Origin of the sequence: Ulvibacter litoralis (genome assembly GCF_900102055.1) — a bacterium.
Taxonomy (GTDB): domain Bacteria; phylum Bacteroidota; class Bacteroidia; order Flavobacteriales; family Flavobacteriaceae; genus Ulvibacter; species Ulvibacter litoralis.
The window spans coordinates 72964-95984 of sequence record NZ_FNBA01000004.1; the positions used below are offsets into that span (position 1 = coordinate 72964).

General features: G+C 29.2%; 18 protein-coding genes and 1 pseudogene. 12 read left to right on the forward strand and 7 right to left on the reverse strand.

Annotated features, from left to right (window positions below; translation table 11 throughout):
- Positions 1-136 precede the first annotated feature (136 nt).
- Together BLQ00_RS12875 and BLQ00_RS12880 are read right to left on the reverse strand one after the other, a co-directional pair.
- The gene (locus tag BLQ00_RS12875; protein WP_093144729.1) at positions 137-1240 is read right to left on the reverse strand and encodes an HNH endonuclease family protein; all 1104 of its coding nucleotides are present in this window, start codon (positions 1238-1240) and stop codon (positions 137-139) included.
- Positions 1237-2295 (reverse strand): adenine-specific methyltransferase EcoRI family protein, encoded by a 1059-nt coding sequence (locus tag BLQ00_RS12880; protein WP_093144730.1) that lies wholly within the window; start codon positions 2293-2295, stop codon positions 1237-1239. The genes BLQ00_RS12875 and BLQ00_RS12880 overlap by 4 nt, the downstream gene beginning before the upstream one ends.
- Positions 2296-2685: 390 nt before the next feature.
- Here BLQ00_RS12880 and BLQ00_RS12885 point away from each other — a divergent pair, with 390 nt between their 5' ends.
- The 7 genes from BLQ00_RS12885 to BLQ00_RS12920 all read left to right on the forward strand — a co-directional run bounded on the left by BLQ00_RS12885 (position 2686) and on the right by BLQ00_RS12920 (position 13015).
- On the forward strand, positions 2686-3855 hold the full coding sequence (locus tag BLQ00_RS12885) for a hypothetical protein (protein WP_093144731.1): 1170 nt from the start codon (positions 2686-2688) through the stop codon (positions 3853-3855).
- Entirely contained in the window at positions 3852-4757 is a 906-nt protein-coding gene (locus BLQ00_RS12890; RefSeq protein WP_093144732.1) for a DNA-processing protein DprA, read from the forward strand. Before BLQ00_RS12885 ends, BLQ00_RS12890 begins: the two co-directional genes overlap by 4 nt.
- A 743-nt stretch (positions 4758-5500) precedes the next feature.
- On the forward strand, positions 5501-6427 hold the full coding sequence (locus BLQ00_RS12900) for a hypothetical protein (RefSeq protein WP_093144734.1): 927 nt from the start codon (positions 5501-5503) through the stop codon (positions 6425-6427).
- A 157-nt stretch (positions 6428-6584) separates the two neighbouring features.
- Entirely contained in the window at positions 6585-7058 is a 474-nt protein-coding gene (locus BLQ00_RS12905; RefSeq protein ID WP_229792629.1) for a 5' nucleotidase, NT5C type, read from the forward strand.
- The gene (locus BLQ00_RS12910; RefSeq protein WP_093144735.1) at positions 7055-7387 is read left to right on the forward strand and encodes a hypothetical protein; all 333 of its coding nucleotides are present in this window, start codon (positions 7055-7057) and stop codon (positions 7385-7387) included. Before BLQ00_RS12905 ends, BLQ00_RS12910 begins: the two co-directional genes overlap by 4 nt.
- Positions 7388-7831: 444 nt before the next feature.
- Complete coding sequence (locus BLQ00_RS12915) at positions 7832-12061, forward strand: DEAD/DEAH box helicase family protein (protein WP_093144736.1); 4230 nt, start codon at positions 7832-7834, stop codon at positions 12059-12061.
- 354 nt (positions 12062-12415) lie between these two features.
- Positions 12416-13015 (forward strand): recombinase family protein, encoded by a 600-nt coding sequence (locus tag BLQ00_RS12920; RefSeq protein WP_093144737.1) that lies wholly within the window; start codon positions 12416-12418, stop codon positions 13013-13015.
- A 76-nt stretch (positions 13016-13091) separates the two neighbouring features.
- Here the strand turns inward: BLQ00_RS12920 and BLQ00_RS12925 are convergent, their stop codons facing one another.
- On the reverse strand, positions 13092-14792 hold the full coding sequence (locus BLQ00_RS12925; RefSeq protein WP_093144738.1) for a recombinase family protein: 1701 nt from the start codon (positions 14790-14792) through the stop codon (positions 13092-13094).
- A gap of 754 nt (positions 14793-15546) precedes the next feature.
- Here BLQ00_RS12925 and BLQ00_RS12930 point away from each other — a divergent pair.
- A complete protein-coding gene (locus BLQ00_RS12930; protein ID WP_093144739.1) occupies positions 15547-16095 on the forward strand; it encodes a DUF4468 domain-containing protein in 549 nt (182 codons plus the stop codon).
- A gap of 1175 nt (positions 16096-17270) precedes the next feature.
- Here BLQ00_RS12930 and BLQ00_RS12940 read toward each other — a convergent pair.
- Together BLQ00_RS12940 and BLQ00_RS12945 are read right to left on the reverse strand one after the other, a co-directional pair.
- Positions 17271-17993 carry an SOS response-associated peptidase gene (locus BLQ00_RS12940; RefSeq protein WP_093144741.1) on the reverse strand — a complete coding sequence of 241 codons (723 nt, stop codon included), beginning with the start codon at positions 17991-17993 and terminating at the stop codon, positions 17271-17273.
- A gap of 3 nt (positions 17994-17996) precedes the next feature.
- A complete protein-coding gene (locus tag BLQ00_RS12945; RefSeq protein WP_139149412.1) occupies positions 17997-18176 on the reverse strand; it encodes a hypothetical protein in 180 nt (59 codons plus the stop codon).
- Positions 18177-18381: 205 nt separating this feature from the next.
- On the opposite strand from BLQ00_RS12945, the gene BLQ00_RS12950 reads away from it, so the two are divergent.
- Complete coding sequence (locus BLQ00_RS12950) at positions 18382-18633, forward strand: hypothetical protein (RefSeq protein ID WP_093144743.1); 252 nt, start codon at positions 18382-18384, stop codon at positions 18631-18633.
- 171 nt (positions 18634-18804) lie between these two features.
- Here the strand turns inward: BLQ00_RS12950 and BLQ00_RS17875 are convergent, their stop codons facing one another.
- Positions 18805-18936: a hypothetical protein gene (locus BLQ00_RS17875; protein ID WP_262891372.1), complete on the reverse strand. Its 132-nt coding sequence runs from the start codon at positions 18934-18936 to the stop codon at positions 18805-18807.
- A gap of 648 nt (positions 18937-19584) precedes the next feature.
- On the opposite strand from BLQ00_RS17875, the pseudogene BLQ00_RS12955 reads away from it, so the two are divergent.
- From BLQ00_RS12955 to BLQ00_RS12965, 3 genes and pseudogenes are all read left to right on the forward strand, one after another.
- Positions 19585-20295, forward strand: a pseudogene (locus BLQ00_RS12955) (YifB family Mg chelatase-like AAA ATPase); the annotation flags it as partial.
- Between the two features lie 455 nt (positions 20296-20750).
- On the forward strand, positions 20751-20993 hold the full coding sequence (locus BLQ00_RS12960) for a hypothetical protein (RefSeq protein ID WP_093144744.1): 243 nt from the start codon (positions 20751-20753) through the stop codon (positions 20991-20993).
- Between the two features lie 220 nt (positions 20994-21213).
- Positions 21214-22611, forward strand: a complete 1398-nt coding sequence (locus tag BLQ00_RS12965) for a cytochrome c peroxidase (protein WP_175445451.1) — start codon at positions 21214-21216, stop codon at positions 22609-22611.
- Between the two features lie 91 nt (positions 22612-22702).
- Here the strand turns inward: BLQ00_RS12965 and BLQ00_RS12970 are convergent, their stop codons facing one another.
- A complete protein-coding gene (locus BLQ00_RS12970) occupies positions 22703-22999 on the reverse strand; it encodes an EF-hand domain-containing protein (RefSeq protein ID WP_093144745.1) in 297 nt (98 codons plus the stop codon).
- Between the last annotated feature and the right edge of the window lie 22 nt (positions 23000-23021).

A 23021-nucleotide genomic window follows, 5' to 3' on the forward strand; every position in this document is an offset into this window, starting at 1 on the left:
TTGGCTTACAAATTTAATTATTTCCACATCTATATTTAATATAAGTTTCTTAAAATAAAATAATTATATCGAATTTTGAATTGAGTTTTTTTATTTTGACTAATTATTTTTGTTAGCACATCAAGAGTATTGACAATTATTTACTCGATTTTCTTCTATTATCTTCTCGACATAGCATCTGACAATTTTCTTCATTTGTTTTACCTCCTTCAATCCACGGTGTTATATGGTCTCCTTCCATTTGAGAGATGTCAAATTTTTCTTTGCAAATAGGACAAATCCCCTTTTGCCTTTCGTAGGCCTTTTGTTTTTCAGCATCGGAAAAGGACCTAATGTTAAGGTACTTTTGTTTCCCAGTAAGGACATAGTGGTATATTCCTTTTTTATTCTTAACGGAATCATCCAATATTAATTCAGCAATCTGTTTTTCAAGTTTGGCTGTATCGAAAACGGTATCATTAAATTTTTCGTAGAGTTCACCCCAATCAATACCTCTCATAAATTTGATTCTTTTTTCGGGAAATGTTCCTTCAATCCAAGAAATTACATCTTGAAAATACCTCCATAAGGCAAGAGAATTAGGGTCATTCTGATGATTGGACATATAAACTTCAATGTTACCCTTTGAAATCCATTTGATAGCTGTCTCTAAATAATCTTGACGTATTGGCGAACCAGTTAAATAGTCACTTCCAATAGTATAAGCTGGACAACCATTTTTACTGAAATACCTTTTTGCATCAGTGACCCAAGAGCCTGTAAAAACTGCATTTCTTAATTCCTGTTCTGTAAGTTTTTCACCAGCTATATTAATTGTTTTAAACCATTCGAGCTTTTGACTATCTGTTCCGCTACATATATAAATCATCAATTTATAGTTGAGGATTTTTTCTTGTTCATCATCTTGTAGATTGTGAAATGCTCTTTTTGTAGGTAAATCACCAACCATTACTGAAAAATCACCTTCAACATATTGACATAGCGAAATAGTTCTTTGCTGACCATCTATAAGCTCGTAATCACCATCATCACTTACAGCCCAATACATAACATTCAACGGAAAACCTTTTGTTACAGTATCTATTACAGCATCTCTTTGTTTGTCTTTATAAATAAATTCTCTTTGATAAGGTGGTCTTATGTCTAACTTGCCATAATAACCTACTACACCAGCTTCTTCATTGTCCTGATATCCCTTTGTTAGTTCACGAACAGTTATCTCTTTGAGCTCAATTTTCATATTTTTTTATTTCTTATAAGGACTCTAGCATAAGGAACAGTCACCTCACCATCGACCATTGTATAAAGGTCACCGTCAACAGCTCCTCTTTTTTGTATTTCTTTTCTGTACTTTTTATGTTCAGAAGTATAAGGTTTTACACCTATTTCTATACCAGAATTTGATATACCAAGTCCAATTATTTCAAATTGCTTGGGATTGTATTTGTCAAGAAACGTAATAGGAACTCCCATATGACCTTCATAGTCCATGGGTATGTCTTTTATCCTATTTATATTAATAGCATCATAATTCTCATATTTCAAGTACTCTGCTTCTTTATATGGTAAATACAAAAGTAAATCTTCGTGACGTTTTGCTAAATCCATATTGGTATACCAAGTAACATTCCTAAATTTAACTAAACCTGTCTCCTCGTCATAAACTCCTTTTGCAAATTCTTTAGAGTGTGGTGTCTTAAAATATGCGTTTCCACCTTTAAAACCATAACCTATCCATAATTTATCTTCCTTTATCAGCTTGAAAATCTCCTTATATGTTATCGCATTTAAACTACCGACAATTATAAATTTTTTGTCGTACTCTATTAGTTGGGCTACATATTCTCTAAATAACGAAAATGGAGGATTTGTTACAACTATATCAGCTTGCTTTAGTAATTCAATACTTTCTTTACTCCTGAAATCTCCATCACCCTCTAAATGTTTAATACCTATTTCTTCTATGTCAGGAACGTTATTGCCATTTTTATCCCCCTCATATTCAAGATATACAGCCTGTTCTGAATCATTCTGACTGAAAAGGTCAATATCGTTATTCTTGTAACAGGTTGTTATAAGTTTCTTTAAGCCAAGTTTTTCAAAGTTGTAAGAAAAGTAGTGGAAAAAATTACTTACTCTCGGGTCATCACAGTTGCAGTAAACAATTTTATCTTTAAAATGCGACTTATAATGCTTTAATTCTCGCTCTATATCAGATAGTTGAGTGTAGAACTCATCTTTTTTTGCTTTTGATGCTCTGTGTAAGTTTCTGTTTGAAGCTTCCGTTTGTGCCATTAATAATTTGATTTGACTCTAAAAATAGTAAAATCCCAGGCCTTGGACGTCATTTTTTTAATTTTCTTGTTTATCAAAACCGTCATTAAGTTTCTGATTTTGTAAATACATTAATTCTAAAGCATGTATTGTATTAAAACCAATATCTACAGAAGATTTATAATTAAAACCAGCATTACCTAAACTTACTAAAAGTTGATTTTTTTATAGATTAAATTCTATTCGGTAAACCTCTTGATGTTTCAAATTCTATTTGTAATAATCTCCCCTAATATTCTTAACTCTTACTATCTTCATTAAGATTTTAATTGATTTTTCGCAAATTAGCCTATTTTTAATTGCTAGAAAGCAAAGACTCCGCTTCAATTTATTATCTTTATAAAAAAAGCCTTGAAACTACTAATAACGTCACCTGATGCAATTTACGATTGGTATAATGAAACTTTCTTTAATGGAATAATTGATGCATTAAATAGTTTTAGAGATGCTTCTGATGACAACGAAATTGTGCTTATCTCAAATCATGAGAGTAAACTTAAAATCGTTCCAAAGAATTTTACAGCAATAAATCTTTCTCCTTATAAACGCTTAAGGAAAAGCCCTAAACTCATTACGATAATTTCGAAAAAACTAGGAGTTGAATTTGAGGATATTATAATTCTAGGAGCTAAGGACGATGATATGATTCTCGCAGCAAATACAAAACTAATACTACTTACAGCAGTTTATGCACAAATCAATAATTTTGAAGATAGGATTTATAAAGATAAATATGGTATTGCTATTCACGATAATATACGTCTACAGTATTTTTTTGACCATTACATTGATATAGTAAAGCCTTGGTTTTTTTCTTATGATATTAGTGATAATTGTAAGATTTATGGACTTACAAATGCAATGACTGGATTAATGGCAAATTCTACAGAAATTCAAATTTGCAATCATTTAAAGAAACATCTAAAGGATGGTCATGATGAAGGTCAAAATCCATTTCGAATATTTAGTCTTTTAAGTGCTTATAGGATTTTTCCTGAGATTGATGATATTTATTTATGGGCTTGTTACCCGACTTCGACTGGTTTACCAGATGAGCCATTATTAGCAATAAAAGAAATTTTAAGAAAATCTTTTGGTTCTAGAGCGAGCAAGGATTTATTTATAAGACATAAGCCTTCTCCTAAAAGGAGTAATCAAGGGGCTAATACAAGAGCAAACCAAGGATGTGATAACCAATTTAATTCTATACATTTAAACCCCTACTATAAAGGCAAAATTGAAGGTAAAAGTATTTGTATAATAGATGATTTCAGTACTCACGGCACATCTTGTGAAACCGTTCGACACCTTTTAAATCATGCAGGAGTTAGTAAAGTAGTTTTTATTGCTTTAGGTAAATATAAGGTTACTTATAAAACCTATGATTATACATTATCTGGAAACGTATATGATAGCACTTATACATTTCAACGAAATGGGACATATACTGAAAATCATGGAGTTTTAAATAACGATTCCTCTGGTGAACTTTTGGATTCTTTAAAAGATTCTTTTTTATGATAGAACTTTCTATAAATGACCTAATTCTACTTGTATATCTAACTAACTATGATATTCAAATTATACTTAATTGCCTTAAAGATAAAAAAAATCGTGATGAGGTATTTAGTGCATTATATGAGTTTAAAAGGATAAGTGAAAAAGAAATTAATATTGCAGTCAGAGACACAAAATCTGCAATTGATAAGCTTAAATATTACGATATAAAAGCAATTCCATTTTATTCAGAAAATTATCCTAAATCCTTAAAAAATATTTCAACTTTCCCACCTATTCTATACGTGAAAGGAAAAGTTGAATTTCCAGAAAAATTATCTGCTGTGATAGGAAGTAGAGATGTTTCTAAATATGCTGAAAAAGTCACTAATCAGATTGTAAAGTGGCTTGAGGAAGAAGGTTTTGGTGTTGTTTCGGGTTTAGCTTTAGGTATAGATACTTTCGCACACAAGCACTCTTGCAAGAATAATATTTATAATTTAGCAGTACTTCCGCATTCGTTAGATTCTATTTATCCAAAAGAAAATTATGGTCTAGCTAGTGAAATTTTGGATATGGGTGGTTCATTGGTTTCAGAAAATATATTTAATATAAATCGAGGTAAAAGAAGTTTTGTACAGCGTAATAGAATTCAAGCAGCTTTGTCAAGTGTAATTATACCAGTCGAAATGGGAATTAATTCAGGTACAATGCACACAGTAAACTTTGCCAAACGGTATTCAAAAAAGGTGTTAGTTTTTGAACCTACGGAAATGCTTAAACAATTACCCCAATATGAAGGTATAAACTCGCTTATTGAATCTAAAAAGGATATACTTTTATTCAACAATTACCTTTCATTTAAGGCTAGCATCGATAAAGATTTAGATAAGAAAGAGCAATCTCAAACAAGGATGGATATGTGATATTCAAAATAAAACAACACCTATTTATTTAATAACTCTAATCGTCACTTTCTCATCGCTTTTCTTTCTATTGCTGTTTTAGTCTCTTTAGCTTTAACCTTTAATTTAAAATCCCTAATCAATTTATTTATTTAATTGCACCTTCCATTGATAATTCAATAGCACGGGATAACTCATTACTATTTGGATATTGACTCTCAAATTCAATTTTTAAATAATTTAAAATGTGTTAAACATAAGTTTCTTGGTAAAATATAGAAGCCTTATTAGTTTGTTCTATGATAAATCTAGGGTCTTGAAGAGTTCTAAATAAATAACCACATACTAATTCTTCCCATTCGATTAATGTAATTCCACTGTCAAAAGCTACTTCAATTAAACTGCAAGTATATTTATTAGATATTTCATCAGAACAGAACATTAAATTTTCAATGCCATAACATTAGTAAATATTTTCACGAATAAAATTTAGTTAGTTCTGCGTTCATTCGAGAGATTTTAAAACAGGATATTTTTGAAGGTTAATACCTTGAATATTAGGTGTATATAAATATATTAAAATAAAGTATTTTCTTGAACTTTTTTAATTGGTTTTAAATTAAAAAAAGGAATTTATTTTAACTTGTTTTGCTAACCTCATGATGTATTAATTAATTTGAGATTACGGAAAACCATAATGACTTAAAAAAAATAAAGTATTACTTTACGCTTTAGAAAACTTAATAGTCAAAACCCCAAATTTTATGAAAAACATTTTACTTATTACTTTTTTATTAATCTCAACTTTTACTAATGCTCAAAAAGCACCTAAGGTATTTACTGATACTTTTGAAGATGGAAAATTGACTTATAGTTACTATATAGACAATGAAACATCAGAAATGGTTAAACATGGAAATTTTAAATATGAAAAAAAATTGACTAGTGAGAGAACTAATGGTACTTTAACTAATTTAATAACTGGAAATTTTAAAGATGGTTTACGTGATGGAACATTCCAATATAATATAAAAACTAAAGATTACCCAAATTATGTGGGGACTTATACAACAAAAATAACATCTGCAACTCTTACATATTCAAATGGTTTGCCTAATGGGATATGGAAAGTTAGTAGCTCATGGAGAACAAGGGATTATAACTACAGACTTGAAAAATATACATGGTCAAAGTATAGTGATTATTCTACTGAATATGCTGAGACTAATTTTAAAAACGGTATAGCTACAGGAAAAACTAAATTTAAAAATGCTGAAGATAAGGAAGGTGTTTCTTTTACACTCAGTCCAGAAGGTTTTATGGTTGGAAAATATCTTTTTAAAGATACTTATGACATTTTTGATTTAGAATTCAATTCTCAGGGCATCTTAGTTAAAACTATTATTAGAGACAAATCTGGAAATGTAGAAAGTAAAAATTTTGCTAATGTAGAAATGGTAGAGATTGCAAATCAATATATGAGAAAAAAAATAACTAATAAAGATTTACTTTCCCAAAAAATTAAAATAGATACTGTCAATAATGGTTTGTCTTTTTTAGATTACAATTATATTTTTGAGAAAGACATTTTTTTATTTAGAGAAATTGGGGGAGATAAAACCATTTCTGAATATAGTAGTAGATTAGATAGAGTTTATAAACGATTTTTTGAGGTCAAGAAAAGTTACTAACAAACCTACTCAGTTAACTTCAAAAAAGCATCCAAAATTGGATGCTTTTTTTGTTACAATTATAATAGAAAAGCAAGTTTATTAATAATTAACAAAATCTTAAACCAGTAATTATTTTTAATTAATTATATTATGAAAACACTTAAATCAAAATTTATTGAGAAAAATAAAAAATAAAAAAATCGTATATATCGACATGGATAATGTTCTTGTTGATTTTGTCTCTGCATTTAAACACTTAACTGAAAAGCAAAAAAATGAGTTTAAAAACAACATGGATGACATTGATGGCATATTTTCGTTAATGGAGCCAATACCAAAAGCAATTGAATCTTATAATAAGATAATTGACCATTTTGATGTCTATATTTTAAGTACAAGTCCTTGGGATAATGACAGTGCTTGGACTGACAAAATAAAATGGGTTAAAAAGTATATTCCTAAGGCGTATAAGAATTTAATACTTAGCCATAATAAGCATCTAAATGTTGGTGATTATATAATTGATGATAGAACTGCAAATGGTGTCGATAAATTTAGTGGTGAACACATCCATTTTGGTACTGAAGGAATGGAAAATTGGGATAAAGTTTTGGAATATTTATTTAGAAAAGAAAACATCATTTTATGACAAAAGAAGAATATTTGAATAAACATATATATCAAGGATTAAAAAACCTTAATACAGGTTTTGATGCTCCTAGTATTTATTACTTTTCCGAAAATGATTTTCAAGTTATATTAAAAAGGGTAGAGGAAAAAGGAATTGGATTAACTGGTATAGAACCATGGCAAAATGGCGAATATTTTGATGTAAAATGTTTTGAAGATTATGATAAACTGTCCACTAATTCTAGGTGGTATTGGAAAGCTTTTGAAGAGTTTTGTAAACTAAACATCAGAGACCTTCAATTTGCTGCTAGTTTTTATATACCCCAAGAAAACTTAATTTCAATTTAAAAATTTAAGCTAAATGATAACTCTTGTTACAGTATTTAGTTTTAATCGTTATCTTAATTTAGAACATATATACTAAAAGCATTCTTTCTAATATCATTGGTGTAAAATTAGAATTTTTTAAAAAGAAAACCTTGCAATTTTAAAAGTCACCACTCCTCTTAAATTGTTGAATTCATGTAAAAGTTCTCTGCAAGGTTTTTAAAATTTAATTCATTAACTAAATGTTTAGATATATAAAATGATATAAAGTTCTAAAATTACCTTGTACGGTATTATATAGAATTAATAAAACAAAAACATATTAAACCGAAAGGAAATAAGATTTAAATAATCTGCTTAGAAAGACGTACAACTGATTCATGTCAGGGTTCTTTCTCAAGCAGATTTTTTATTTCAGTATATCAAATTAAGGGTTATGGTGACACCTTATTAAAAAAATTAATCATGAGAACAAAAACAATTAAAAGAACAAAAACAATTAAAAAATTCCAAGTATCCAGTCGAGAGGGGTCAGATAGAACACCTTTTGATATGGATAAAAAAATTATCACTGACTATCACTATAGATATTCTAATAAAATTAAAGTAAAAAATCAAGATGCATTTACTAGAAAACGTACCCTGTATTTTGGTAGGGATATATTAGAAAATCAATTTGATACTTCAACTTTAGACAAGCTGGATAAGTTATCTCAATTTGACTCTAATTCTATTAAAAATCCCATGCTAAATAAAGGAAAAGGGCGTTACTCTCAGGATTTTGAAAAGGACGGTATCTATGCACATCTTACTTTTAATGAAGCTATAACTGCCATCAATAATAATTCATTTCAGAATGCTGAATGGCATAAAGAATTACAGAAAAGAGCTGAAGAATTTAAAACTAATTGGGTGCCAACTGAAGAATGTACAAAATTTCATTTACCAGATAAATTAAATTTCAAAACACAAGGTTTAGTGTTTTCTAAGTTGCTAATGTTTGGGGGTATTTCACCAACGAAAAATATGATAGGGGATTCATCACCAATACTAGCATTCGATATTGATGTTAAACCAGAAGAGAACTCAAAACTCTATACTGAAGATGGTTCAATTAATGAATTGAATTTTAAAGTATTTGAATATCTTAAAACCATAAGTCTGATAGTAGTACGGTCTGCCAGTGGACAGGGTATGTGTGGTTATTTCTATGTGCCAGAATTATCTAAGGTAAATACTAATCAATTTCATGCCCCAATGGGTAAGAGTGTTTGTGAGTTCATCAATTCAAAAATGAAAATGCCAATCAAAATCGAATGGGACGAAGCACAAAATAGGATTACACAAGGTCGTTCATTTGCGGTGCAGCATGATGTTGGTAATCCATTAATGAAACATAAAAATATAAGTATAAATGAAAATTATGTTGAATTTCACATTGAAAGTGAGGAAGTTGAAGTTAAAGTTGAAGAAAAAGTGTTTTGTGAAAATGACGTATATGAGAATTATTCACTTATAACAGGTTCAGGTGATACTAATTTAAATAAATATGACTATTTGGCGATAGTTAAGAGGTATAATAAAAATGTAAAATGTTCTGACTTATTATTAGATGACTATGAATTATGCTCGGAGGATGGGGATATATTGAGATATCAAAAAAAAGGGAAACATAATAAATCAATTGCTGTATTTTCTTCAAATAGGTTTAAATGTTTTACAAGTTCAATTCAAGGAAACAGTCCATTTCATTTATTAAGTCAATTAAAATTTAATGGTAATAGTGATATAGCTTTAGATTTTATAAATAAAAAATATGATTTTGATGTAAATTCTATCAATAATGATTCTGATGAATTATATGATTATGAATATAAGCAATACAAATATACATTGACAGATATTAATGAAGCTATAAATTCAGATTCCATCTTTCATCAATATGGTTTAAATGAAAATGGATTCTATTATAAAGAAATTTCAGCAATTGAATTATTAGGTTATGATGATGATGTTATATCGTTAGCACTCAATAATGAACATGTCTACAAAGGTTTCCAGAGTCCTCATGAAAAATTAATCAATGATGGCAACACCTTTTATATTAGTGATTATCTTACAAAAGATATTATCATTAATCAATGTACATCAAAAATCAATTATATCGCTTCTGGATGTGGGACTGGTAAGACTTCTGTTTTTATCGGAAGTTCGGGACTTGTAAATGATGGAAAAAAAATATTATTTGTTAGTCCACGAAAATTAATAGTATCTCAACAAAGTAATTCTTATAAAGGAATTCAAATAATAGCATCTACAGGTGATTCACATATGAATGTGTCTAATGATGTGACTTATATTAAGTCTGTAGGTAAAGATTACCATAGCTTGTTAGATGGGGATGGCAATTTAATATCCTGCATAACTACCTATGACCAGATGGCTAATTTGCCAAATAACAATATTTTGAATAAGTATGATTACATTGTTTTTGATGAGGCACACCTTATTTCTTCAGATAGTTTTAGATATGATATAATTAGAAAAATATTCTGTAAAATGGAAAGCATCAATGCTGATTTTGTTGCTACTAAATTTATTTTTCTTTCCGCTACTCCATCTAGTGAAGTAGTATCTATGTCAGAGTATTACAAAGAGAGCTTTTATTTTATCAATATTGAAAAATCTTATATTATTAATCCAGAAGTTAATGTTCATGATTTTATTAGTACTGATAAGCGGAAAAAGGAAAACCAGATTTTTAAAACTATATTATTTGATATAAGTCAAGGTAAAAAGGTTATCGTTTTTTGTGAGAACATAGAAAAAATAAGAGAACACTGGAAAAATTTGGAACAGTATTGTGAAAATAATGTATTAGAGTCCCCAAAACGCTCTGAAATAACTAGTAGTAGCATGGATTTAAAATCTTATAAAAACCTTGTGCAAAAAGAATCAATTGATGTTGATATACTTTATACTACTTCAATTCTTAATGTAGGTTTGAACATTCAAAAGGGTGTTGAAAACGGTTTGAGTGTTATATTTAATTACAGTACAAAAGAAGGACATGATTCAGCTCATGGAGCAACACAATTGTATTTTAGAAATAGGAACCGAAATACAACGATTCATTGTTTCGCTCATTTGACAAAAGATGGTCTCTTTAACATAAATAAAAAAGAACTAGATGCATATCAAATTTTTGATAAATTTAAATATAATAGAAGCCAAACAAAAGGTTTTAATTATAATGATATTGCCGAGAGAGAAGGTATAGAGTATGATTCAAACTCAGGTCTACCAGAGAGTCAATCAAAAGAAATTTCAGAAGTTGCTATAGCAACTGAAGAATTAGAAAAGTCTTTAATTCCATCACAAAAAAAGTTGAATGCATTTATTAAAATGGCTAAAAAAAATGATTGTAAAATAAATTATTTTTTAAATTCTGATAATGTAAAAGATAAAGGTGCTGATAATATAAATGATACCAATGATTTTATAATTAACGTTTTAAAATCTTTTTTAGATTTAGGTGTTGGCAAAAAAATTAAGGTTATCAATGAAAACCAATCGACCTCTGGTATTGTTAAGCCTGATTTTAATTTAATTCCATATCCACTTAAGCAGGATGATTCACAATTACGAATCTATAAGGCTAATTATCATGCTACTTTCAATAATTTAGTTCAGAAAATTCAACGTTATTACAACAAACTTTCCTGGTACTATAAAGATATTGGGGATTTAAAAAAGGTTCTAAATTTTATTATTCAGGGCAGTGGTAAGAGAGTTATAGATAGAAGTATGTTAGATTATATTAAAACTTATGATTGTATTCAAAATGAGTCTCTAATCACTAAAATTGTTGATTCTAAGATGGGAAAAATTAATAATGAGATTAATAAGATTACACTTGATATTATTAATAGAAGTATTGTAAATGAAATTATATCACACTTTGATGAACATCTATTAGATAAAATCAGTATCAACAGTGTTATTAATACTAAAATATTAAATAATTATAAGTTTCAACAATTCTTTAAAGAACATCTATTAGAAAGAGTGGAAAATTCATTTGATAAACTATGGAAGAAAGAACGTACTAAAAAGGGTGAATTTAAATTGATTAAAAAATTAATATTATCTAATGACTCTAATTATTGTGATGTTGAAGTGACTAAGGAACGTGAAAATGATATTGATAATGCTTTAATAAATATGGGATTATTTAATTTAAAGTACAATACTCTTGAAAATGAAGATTCATTTGAAAGACTCTTAAAAGAACTTAATGATAAGTTTTCAAAGGAAAGGTTGAACTTACATATAAAATTTGATTTCGAAGAAGTTAAAGACTATTTTTTAATTTCAGACAATAACCTTTGTAATATAGATTTAAATGATGTATTAGTTGTAAGACAAAAATTTGATAAAGAAATTAAAAAATATTTATCTGAGATAGAAGGTAGGTTTAGAGGTAAAAATATAGCGGCTATTATATATAATAATACAGGTAAGATTTATTTAGGAAGGAATATTAAAGAACTTCATGAAAAATTAAATGAAGTTGGTGCTCTTATTAAAATGATTGGTACTAATGATTTTACAGATTATGGGATATTTAGAAAGCATTATAAGAAATGTAAGAATTATACTGTTTTCTCAAAAGTTCCAGTAGAACTTAATTAATTTAGTTTAAAATAGATATTCATAGTTATTACCAAATTTGTCCTTTTTGTCTCTTCTATATTATTAAATAGAAAAGGAAAAGGACAAATTTGGCTATAATAGCTATATATTATATATAGTCTAGATGTTAGTATTTAAAATCTATAATATTGAAATTTCACATAAGGGAGCAATTCAAGGATTTCTAACAAAACTGTTGAAGTAGTGTATATTTTTTAGAGTATACTCTAACCGTTAGTCAAATTCAGAACGTTGTTTTAATGATTTTAGCTGAGTAAAAGTGTATAAATTATAACCACCCTAAATTTTGGTCATTAGTTTTGAAAACTATATCTTTAATATTAATTAATCACTATGAAAAAAGCACGGTATATTAGAATCAGTTCAGCTTCCCAGAATATAAAAAGACAATTATTAGCAAATCATCTAGATGAGATATTATATATAGATATATGCAGTGGCTCAATTCCATTTCATAAAAGAGACAAGGCAAGAGAATTGTTAGAAGATGTGAAAAAAAACAAAATTAATTATATATATGTTGATGCTATCGATAGACTTGGACGGAATGTATTAGATATTTTAACAACTTTAGATAAGATGGAAAAATCTAGATGTATTGTTAAGGTTGAGAATATTGGAATAGAATCATTAATTAAAGACAAACCTAATTCGGCATTTAAAATGATTTGTTCGGTACTTTCAAATGTAGCTGAAATGGAAAGAGACACACTTCTAGAACGTCAGAGACAAGGAATATTAATAGCAAAAGCTGAGGGAAGGTACAAAGGAAGAGTAACTGGTTCAACTGAAGATGATAAAACGGTATTAAATCGTTATAAAAAAGTGGTAAAACATCTAAATGAAGGTATTTCCCAAAGAAAAACAGCAAAACTTAACGACATATCTTTACCTACTGTTCAGAAAGTAGCTAAGTTAATAAGAGCTTCTTAGTTGAAAACACTAGATTTAAATCATTGTGAAAATTTATAATAGGTGAATAGTTTTTTAAAGCTTTATTTTTTTAATTTTAAAATGTATCATACATAACAGGGTCAGGTGTGAAAATAGCAAAAGATGTTTTGTATAAAACTTCGAAATTTTTGTTAGATTTTAAGTTTTCTTTTATTTCTTCTAATTTATTTGTAGATTTTATAGAACCCGCACTTCCTTCAAAACTTAAATGTCCGCTTTTTTTAACTGAAGCTACAAAATACTGAATTTCTGGTATAGCATGCCATTTAAATCCTATTCTATATTTTTTATTCTCAAAATCAAAATACATATATATTCGTTCAATAGATTGATGAATCAATTTCCTTTGTGTGTTAAAATCTAATGTTTCAAGGTCTGAATAACTCCAATTCAAATTTTTACTATTCGTGTAAACCTGATTTGTTTTTTCTTGTTCTATTAGATTTTTTGATTTGATTTTGATATCTTCTTGTATTTCTTGAATTTTATTATCTAACCTTTTTTTTATATCAGAGAATTCTTCTTTAGAAAATTCTTCATCTAAGCGTGCGTTTGTTGCAATATTTAAACGTTTTTTTTCTTTAGACAATTTTTCATAGTTTTTTTCAATATCATTCTTTATAATATCAATATCAGATTTAATGTCCCTGCTTTTAAAATAATTTTCAAGAGTATTCATACCTCCTTGTTCTCTTCTCATTATACCTATAACGAAATTGTCTAATCCATCAATATTGGCACTTCGGGATGTTTTTGTATCACAGTCTCTATCTGATAATTTAAATCGTTTTGAACTACACATGTAGAAATGGTCAGACTTGTCTTTTCTACTTCTACCATATATATTTCGACCGCAAACACCACAAGTAATTAAATTTTTCAAAAGATATTTATGAAACACTTTTTTTCCTCGATTGTTTTTATTGCTTATAAATGCACTCATTGATGCATCCCATAAGTCATCTGAAACTATTCTTGGAGCTTTATAATTTTCACCTTTCCAAATTCTTATTCCTTTATAAAGGGGGTTTTTAAGAATATCCTGAACTTGTTTATCAGTCCATTTTATTTCACTTTTATTTTTAATAATAATATCATTATGTTTGTTTTTATATGTTCTAATACCACTTAATTTTGCATATCTAGTTTTAATTTTATCATGATTAAGTTTTTCAGCAATTCTTTTAGAACCAACGCCATCACTGTGTAGTTCATACATAGATTTAATAGTATTAGCTTCTTCTTCCTCAATTATCATAAGACCTTTCTCATCTTTGGTATAACCATATGCTAATATACCATGTGATTTACCTTCCTTTATATTATCAAGCAGTGATTTTTTGGTTAGGTAAGATTGTTTATCAATGGTGTAAGTGTTAAATGAACTTACAATATTGGCAAGCATAATTCCTTCTGCTGTGTTTAGGTCTTGTAAATTACCCGAATAGTATACTTTAATGTCTTTTTCAAAAACTATAGATAAAAATTCCCCCCAAGTTCTTGTGTTACGTTCAAGCCTTTCCTGCTTTCTGGCGTAAATAACTTTAATTTTCCCAGATTTCATATCGTTAATCATTCTCTCAAATTGAGGGCGTAGATAAATTTCAGCAGCACCAGAAATCCCTTCCCCTTCATTGTATATTTCGAAGTCTGTATAACCATTTGATGAAGCAAAATTTTTGCCTTCTCTGGTTTGATTCTCAATAGAATTTGAATCCTCGTCCTCTCTACTTAATCGAGTGTAAATTGCTAACATGGTACATAATTATTTTTTTAAAAAATGCAATATACAAATCCCACAGTATAAAAGAGAATAAGAGAGGGGTGAACATTGAATGCAATAACTAAGTAAAATTTATGAAAAACATGTTGGAATAAAGTCTATAAAGTAGAAATGTAATAAAATTAGTGTGGAAAGAAGGTTGAATAATTTTATGTTTAAAAATCAATAAACCGACTATCTTTTGGATGTAAAAGATATGACTATAAAAGTAGCCATGTATAGATATGAGCACTTTGGATATAATGGTACTCTCTGTAATTCAAGCCAAAAGAATTAACGATAGATTAGAATTTATTAATTCTTGTTCTTAATTTTGTTGGTTTAAATTTAAGTGAATTAAGTAGGGTATTAGCCAAAATAAATATTATTGAAAACCTAGACTGATATTAAATACAAATTATATGAATGCGACAAAACAAGAATTACTAAATTTTTTAGAACAAAGGGTTTTAACTCCTACTGAAAGTAATCCTAAAGCTGATTCTACAATAAAAAAGAAAGTCGATTTTACTTGAAAAAGATTAAATGAACAAGTTAGTTCAGAAAAGGTTGAACAGTATTTTTGGAGTGCAATGGCTACGGACAACGGAATTGATTCATATAAAAAAATATCTGCAATTGGAGCTCCAAGTTTTGAAGATGTTAGAGATGATTTTAAAAAATTATGTGGTAGAAAATAACTTAATTAGCAACCAATTTAATAATTCTTATTTCAAAGCTTTTAATTATGTCAAGAAACATTATTCTATTATTCTTATCAATCATTTATAATACAATTTATTCTCAAAATGAAGTGTTTGAGCAACAAAAAGATTTGAAAATGCAAGATTACCTTATAGTAAAAATAGATAGCCTTTCTGCTGAAGAACTTTATAACAAATCAATTCGTTGGGTAAAAGAAACCTATAAGCAACCCGATGAAGTTATAAAGATGTCAATTGAAAATAATAAATTAAGAATTGAAAGCATAATTCCAAAATCGTATTGCTTTCTAGGTGTTTGTGATGATTCCAAATACATAATTGTATTAAGCTTCAAAAATGGGAGGTATAAATTTGAGCCAATTGAGGTTTACAATTACATGTCAGTATTAGATAAATGGATACCAAGTATTATTAAAAGAAAAAAAGAAATAAATGACGGGGATGAGGACTTAAGATTGACAAAAAAAAAAGAAGTTGTTCTTTTGTTGAATCAGCCTGTTAAAATTGTAAATGATGTATTTTTAAGTCATTACGATTATCTGAGCAAGAAAAATACAGAGGATGATTGGTAACGCCTGAATTAATCAATTTAATCGACTTTGATACTTGGAGAGAAATAGAAAATTTAAAGAAATTGAAGATTATAAAAATATTAGATGGTAAATGCTTAACTAATACTATTCTTAATATTAAAGCTATTAGTGAATTTGATAAAGCTCTTATATCTAATGTCATTTACATTAAGTTAGTTATTAGTCTATTTTATGCTGATAGAAATTGTTTATTTCGAGCTTATAATAAGTCATAACATCATTATTTTTTTATTAATGACGCTGGTGGTGGTGTTAGATTTACTAACGGTGGTACACTTGATGAAATCAATAGAGTTTCAAGTAATGTAAGTGTTATTGAAACATCAGTAACATTTTAAATTATTTTTATTATATTAGCTGTGTCAACTCCCAGTTACTTAAACCCTTAGAATTTATTCTAGGGGTTTTTTGTTGATAATTATGAACTCCTTAAAAATCCTTTAGTTCTACATTACTAGTACCTTAATGAAGATTTGGTGAAGCTTTACTATTAAGTTCGTGTATAGTATGTGCATAATGTGTGTATAAATAAATACCTTAGATTTTTACTTAAGGGAAAAATCATACTATATTTGTTGTGAACATTGGGGAACATTTACGAACATTGTTGAACAACTAGAAACAATTATAATAAAAAAAGAGGATGCTACGAACACCCTCTTTAATTCAATGAGCAACTTAATAACTCTAATGTGGTTTTAAGTTGGAAGTAATATTCAATTGTTACTTCATTTCATTTACGATTCTTAATGAAGAATCAACCTTAATAAATGGCTATCTGAAAAGGTAGCCGTTTCTGTTTTCCAAAGATACCTATATACTTGACTACTAGACAAAAAAATGGTGTTCGGTTTTCAACAAAGTTTTCAACATTCAACATCTTAAACTGTTCTTAACTTCTTGTTAAACAATTCTTGTTAGATACTGAAAATAAAGGGGTTATAACATAATTTGATGCCTTATGAACAATTTTAAAAATTTACGTTTAAAAGCTTTAAATTCTTCCATTCCACAGTACTTAAACAGACTTTTTACGAACTTATTTCAGAAATATTTTTCAACAAAATAACACCTCAATTTTTTAAAAAATAGAACGTAAAATTGAATGTTAACCTAAATTTTACGTTCTATTTTCTTTGTTTTAGTAGTTTATTTTAGAATAAAGTATCTTTTTGAATTGGTTGAAGAATATATTCTTTGTTTGTGTTAATCCCTCGTTTATATAAATCCCTGCTTACAGCGTGAGAATTAAACGTTTTAGATGTAAAGCTATGCTTCATTAACTCTTTTAAATTATCATTGCTTAAATGCTCGTTAAACCATTCATTATGTAATTCTTCATCCAATACTAAAGGCATTCTTTTCTTCACATTATGAACTTCTGAAAAGAAATTATTTGCTTCCATTGTAAGAATAGAGCAACTATAAGCATTGGCAGTTTTATCTATTTCAGAATAGATACCACCAAAACAAAATAAATCCCTTCCATCATTATATTCAGTTGAAGGTATATAACAAAATTGTGGGATGCTTACACCGTTTGATTTATGCGGTTCAAAAAAACCATCAGCAATAATTAAACATCTATTACTGGTTAAGTCTTTTGAAACTCCATCAAATAAGGTTTCACTTTTAGTATTAAGCGTATTGTATTTTTTTCTAAACCCATCAATATCTTTAACACCCCATTGGGGAACAACACCCCAAGAAGCAGGATAAATTGCATTAGGTTCATCAATCTTTATAATTTGTAAGTTAGGGTAGGAGAAACCATTTAAATGATAGTACGGTTTAAATTCAAGTGGTATTTGAAAACTAGCTTGTGAGTAATCTTCAATTTGTTCTTTAGCTTTAGTGAGTGTTGTTTCGTAACACATAATCTATTTATAGAATGATTCAGATAGTTTAATCATTTCCGAATATAATAATTCTGGTGGTAATCTTTTAGTTAATTCATTAAACGATTTGGTATGTCTGTAACGTTGGGTGTAATACTTGTTTGGTTCATTAGATTCACGCATACCAAGAATAATACCTTCAATATGGATTATATTCATCATACGTTTATATTGGTCAACACTTAACTTTGGTATTCCAAAACTCTTAACTTGTAAACTAAAATATTCAGCGTATATCATAACTTGGAAATAATCCAAAAGTATGGAATAATTCCAATTCAAAACACACTCAAATAAAATTGTTCGTATTTTATTAAACTTTATTATTATTTACTTCTATAAGACTTAAATTAATAAACAAAACAATATGAGAATAGTGAGAATTAAAAATATTCGTAATGAATATTACACAAAAGAATGTGAAACAGTTATTGGAGTCCCAAATAGAATTGAATCAATAAAAAAAGATATACTTATTCAAGAATTAATCAATCAAGGTGTAGATTATTCGGATTCATTAGAACTAGGTTTAACAGAACAACATTCAACTGAATTAAACGAAAACATAATTCAAAACAGAGAAGAAACCATAATTTCAATATTACTCAATTTAGGGTAGTACAGTATTGAAGTTTATTTAATTTATCAGCGATAGCCTTAAAAGCCGTTCATCGAACTTTTTTTAAAAACTAGTGATTTCGCTGAGGCTGCCGACAAAAAGGATTATGAAGTCTTATAATAGGACTTACCGGCTGATTTGATTTGAGGTTAATTCATCAAAAATAACTACTTAATTTGGACTGGTTCTTTCGCAATCTCTAGCGTTTTCACCACAACCACATCGGTCATCATGTTCTTCATTTTCCTTATTAAATTGTTCTTCTAATTCATTAGGTTCAGTATTATTACTAAAATTTTTCATATTGTAGCTTTTTAGTTTAGAAAAAGTTTGAAAAACAGAAATTAAAACACACTTTTCTCACGTTTAGAATTGCCGTCTTTGGTATTATTCAATACAAATATACCAATCATTTTCGAAAAATTGGAATTTGAGGTTTATTTGGTTGGAAATTTTCTGTATTAGAATAGTCTGTCCAATAAGAGTTAAACTAAAAAGTTTTCATATTAAAAACAATTCTGAAGATGGAACAGATACTTTTAACCTTCACAACTACAGTGATGATTTCGAAGTTTAGAAAAAGTTGGTAGTAATATTTAAAGTTCGTAGATTGCTATTTAACTTTAAATTAATTAAAAATGGGAACAATCAGATTTGGGGGTTTAGTTTTAGCGGCTTTAGGTACTATTTTAATATCTATTGCCAATATAGACGATGCTCACACTAAGTGGAAATCCACTCGTGATAAGTAGGAAACTACTAAAAATTGGTTCATAATTTTGTTTTAATTTAATAATTTTGTTTGTGAGACCCTTCTTAATTGAGGGGTCTCTTATTTTATAGGATGCCTATTTAAATTAATAAGTATAGAACGATATTTTTTTTGAGTTTTTTAGAATGAAGTATCCTTAAAATACATTTATATCAATAAAACTGACCTCCACATTTAATACAATGACTGATGTCGCCCTCGTTGGCGGCGGAACGTATCCGCAACCTGGAGAGATTTCATTAGCACATAACGGAGTTTTATTTTTAGATGAATTGCCCGAATTTAAACGCGGTGTGTTAGAGGTATTACGGCAACCTTTAGAAGATCGAGATGTCACCATTTCACGCGCAAAATTTACGGTAACTTATCCTTCCAGTTTTATGTTGGTGGCAAGTATGAATCCGAGTCCAGGAGGCTATTTTAACGATCCTGACGCGCCTGTAAGTTCTTCCCCGGCAGAAATGCAGCGGTATTTAAGTAAAATTTCAGGCCCGTTGTTAGATCGCATTGATATTCATATAGAAGTGACGCCTGTTCCTTTCGAAAAGTTAAGTGAAGAGCGCAAAGGAGAAGCGAGTACTGTTATTAGAGAGCGTGTTACTAACGCAAGAATGCTTCAGTCCGAGCGATTTTTACAGTTTGAAAACATTCATTACAACGCGCAAATGGGTGTGAAGCAAATTAGGCAGTATTGCAAGTTAGATGAGGCGTCATTGTTACTTCTGAAAAATGCGATGGAACGTTTAAATCTTTCAGCTAGGGCCTACGATCGTATTTTAAAAGTAGCACGTACTATTGCCGATTTGGATGCTTCCGAGGTGATTAACGGCAATCACATTTCCGAAGCCATTCAGTACAGAAGTTTGGACCGTGATGGGTGGTTGGGTTAGTAGAAAACTAAAATTGACGCGCTTTTGTAAATTACGCTAAACGAATATTAGTAACTTACACGGCTTTAAAAGAAAACCCTATACTTAATTGTATAGGGTTTTTCTATTTGGTGTCATTTAGGACCATTAAGGGATTTATCAATAAATATATTGTTAACTACCAGTGGATATCGAGATGTTGATTTGAAAACAAAGTTAGTTTATAGCTTGTATTTTTGCTTCACCATACTGATTATCAACAAAGAAAAGTAGTAACAATAAAACCCTCTTCACGTTTATATTATATGTTGGGTCAAACTATACATAAAGTAAAGACTTTTTTGCTGGTTCTGGTGGTGTCTAGGTAGAATTTAAACCTAGTTTAAGTAGTAGGAATATTGATGTCCTTTTTTTTAAATGGGAGATTTCAGTACTTGATATAACATAAGATAAAATTGAATATTAAACGATTAGGAATGGAAAATATAATTTTTAAAACTAGTATAATAATTGGGGCGGCATTAGCATTGCCCAGAATGGTTTTAGGGTTATTTGAGTTTCTCAAGTGGTTTTTTAGCATAATACTGGTATTCTTCTTTCCTACTAGAGGTACAAATGCATTAAAAGTTGTTTCAAAGAATTTTCATAAACAAACAGTCTTTAATTCGAAACAACAGAAAACTGATGAAAGTTTATTATCGCCAGAACCTAGTGGTTGATAAATAAAAGGAGACAAAATCCTTTAGATAGAGCCTATGTTCACATTTCAAATGCTTTTGCAATGCGCTTCAAAGAAACAAGTAGTTTATAAAAGGGTTTAGAATCACTTAATTTTTTAGAGTTTTTAAAATTAGTATCTTGAGGCTCTATTTGTAGAATGTATCCACGACATTTAAAAAGTGACTTAGATATAACTATAGTATTGTCGATAACAATTTCATGAAAAATAATTTAGTACGTTTTTTACTACTATTCGCTTTTGGATTTATATTCATAAGTGCGACCATAGATTTGGACAACTTGTTTAATTACGCCAATCAAGACATTCCCGACTACATTACTATTGATAATACGAATAGTAACATCATAGATGATAAAGCAGCAACTTTAGGGCGCGTTCTCTTTTATGACAAAAATCTTTCTACCGATGGTACGATTGCATGTGCTAGCTGTCACATTCAAGCGCACGCATTTGGTGATCCGAACGTTCAGAGTATTGGTGTGAACGGACTTACCGGAAGACATTCTATGCGGCTTGTAAACTCAAGGTTTTCACGCGAGGACCATTATTTTTGGGATGAGCGTGCTGAAAGCCTAGAAGCTCAAGTAACCCAGCCCATACAAGATCCTATAGAAATGGGGTTTAGTGGTACTAATGGAAATCCCAATTTAGCCGATCTTATAAGTCATTTGGAAAGCATAGACTATTACAGCCCTCTTTTTGAGTTTGCTTTTGGCGATTCAGAAATAACAGAGAATCGTATGCAATTGGCCTTAGCTCAATTTATAAGAAGCATGCAATCTTTCGATTCTCGGTTTGATGAAGGGATGCCTCAAGTAACCCATTTGGGAGAGCCTTTTCCAAATTTTACAGTACAAGAGAATAGGGGTAAAGACTTATTCGTAAACAGTATTGGATGTGCTGATTGTCATATTCCTCCAGAATTTACCATCGCTTCACACACTCAAAATAACGGGGTGATTACTGTCGCTGGAATGCCCGGTGTGATTGATTTAACGAATGTGAATCCGCCCTCTCTTAGAGATCTTGTAAATCCAGACGGTATTTTAAATAGTCCTCTAATGCACGACGGAAGTTTTAACAGCCTTTTGGATGTGGTAAATCATTACAATCATATTCCTAATAACCCTGAAAATACTACTCTGGACGGTCGGTTAACAGATCTTAACGGACAACCACAGCAGCTTAATTTGACCGAAGACGAAAAACATGAAGTTGTAGCCTTTCTGAAAACACTAACAGGTTCAGATATTTATACCAACGAAAAGTGGGCAGACCCTTTTGAAGCAGATGGTTCTATCACATTAATTGGAGGTCCGTTGGGAATTTCAGAAGAAAGTATTGCACCTTTTGTTTCTATTTACCCAAATCCAGCAAAAGATGTTGTGTTTGTAAGTTTACATAATCAAATTACTTCCAAGGTTTCAATAGAAGTTTCAAATAGCATGGGGCAAATAGTTCAGAGAATTTCTAATCAAGAGTTGGAAAGTACTTCCAAGGTAACTTTAAATATTGAAGGGTATACTGCAGGACTTTATTTTATTACGATACTGTCTAGTGACATTTCAGTAATTAAAAAAATGATTGTCAACTAATAATTCAGTTTAAAAAACAAAAAAGGACTTCTATATGAGTCCCTTTTTTTTCTGAAACGCCAAATGCTCAGATAGATGTTTGGAGTTGCAATTAATGCTCTCTTTTAGGAGGTTTATTTCCTTTTGGTTTTGGAGCTTTTTCTAATTCTTCTTTTGAAAGAAACCCATCTTCATTACTGTCAACTTTATCAAAATCATCTTTTAGAGGACCTTTTATTTCTTCTTTTGAAAGTAATCCATCTTCATCTTTGTCCATCTGTTTTAGTAGTTCTTCAGCTGAAGGCGGGGTTTTTGGTTGTCCTTTTTCAGATTGTGCACTTGCATAGCTTGTAAAAGCCAACGCAATAACCATGGTTACAATACCTCTTTTTAAGCTTATATTTTTCATTTTGATGCGTTTTAAAATTAAA

Excerpts from the sequence above, each read along its gene's own strand:
- BLQ00_RS12875 (WP_093144729.1), bottom strand. The coding sequence starts at position 1,240 with ATGAAAATTGAGCTCAAAGAGATAACTGTTCGTGAACTAACAAAGGGA.
- BLQ00_RS12880 (WP_093144730.1), bottom strand. The coding sequence starts at position 2,295 with ATGGCACAAACGGAAGCTTCAAACAGAAACTTACACAGAGCATCAAAA.
- BLQ00_RS12890 (WP_093144732.1), top strand. The coding sequence starts at position 3,852 with ATGATAGAACTTTCTATAAATGACCTAATTCTACTTGTATATCTAACT.
- BLQ00_RS12900 (WP_093144734.1), top strand. The coding sequence starts at position 5,501 with ATGAAAAACATTTTACTTATTACTTTTTTATTAATCTCAACTTTTACT.
- BLQ00_RS12910 (WP_093144735.1), top strand. The coding sequence starts at position 7,055 with ATGACAAAAGAAGAATATTTGAATAAACATATATATCAAGGATTAAAA.
- BLQ00_RS12915 (WP_093144736.1), top strand. The coding sequence starts at position 7,832 with ATGAGAACAAAAACAATTAAAAGAACAAAAACAATTAAAAAATTCCAA.
- BLQ00_RS12920 (WP_093144737.1), top strand. The coding sequence starts at position 12,416 with ATGAAAAAAGCACGGTATATTAGAATCAGTTCAGCTTCCCAGAATATA.
- BLQ00_RS12925 (WP_093144738.1), bottom strand. The coding sequence starts at position 14,792 with ATGTTAGCAATTTACACTCGATTAAGTAGAGAGGACGAGGATTCAAAT.
- BLQ00_RS12930 (WP_093144739.1), top strand. The coding sequence starts at position 15,547 with ATGTCAAGAAACATTATTCTATTATTCTTATCAATCATTTATAATACA.
- BLQ00_RS12940 (WP_093144741.1), bottom strand. The coding sequence starts at position 17,993 with ATGTGTTACGAAACAACACTCACTAAAGCTAAAGAACAAATTGAAGAT.
- BLQ00_RS12945 (WP_139149412.1), bottom strand. The coding sequence starts at position 18,176 with ATGATGAATATAATCCATATTGAAGGTATTATTCTTGGTATGCGTGAA.
- BLQ00_RS12950 (WP_093144743.1), top strand. The coding sequence starts at position 18,382 with ATGAGAATAGTGAGAATTAAAAATATTCGTAATGAATATTACACAAAA.
- BLQ00_RS17875 (WP_262891372.1), bottom strand. The coding sequence starts at position 18,936 with ATGAAAAATTTTAGTAATAATACTGAACCTAATGAATTAGAAGAACAA.
- BLQ00_RS12960 (WP_093144744.1), top strand. The coding sequence starts at position 20,751 with ATGGAAAATATAATTTTTAAAACTAGTATAATAATTGGGGCGGCATTA.
- BLQ00_RS12965 (WP_175445451.1), top strand. The coding sequence starts at position 21,214 with ATGAAAAATAATTTAGTACGTTTTTTACTACTATTCGCTTTTGGATTT.
- BLQ00_RS12970 (WP_093144745.1), bottom strand. The coding sequence starts at position 22,999 with ATGAAAAATATAAGCTTAAAAAGAGGTATTGTAACCATGGTTATTGCG.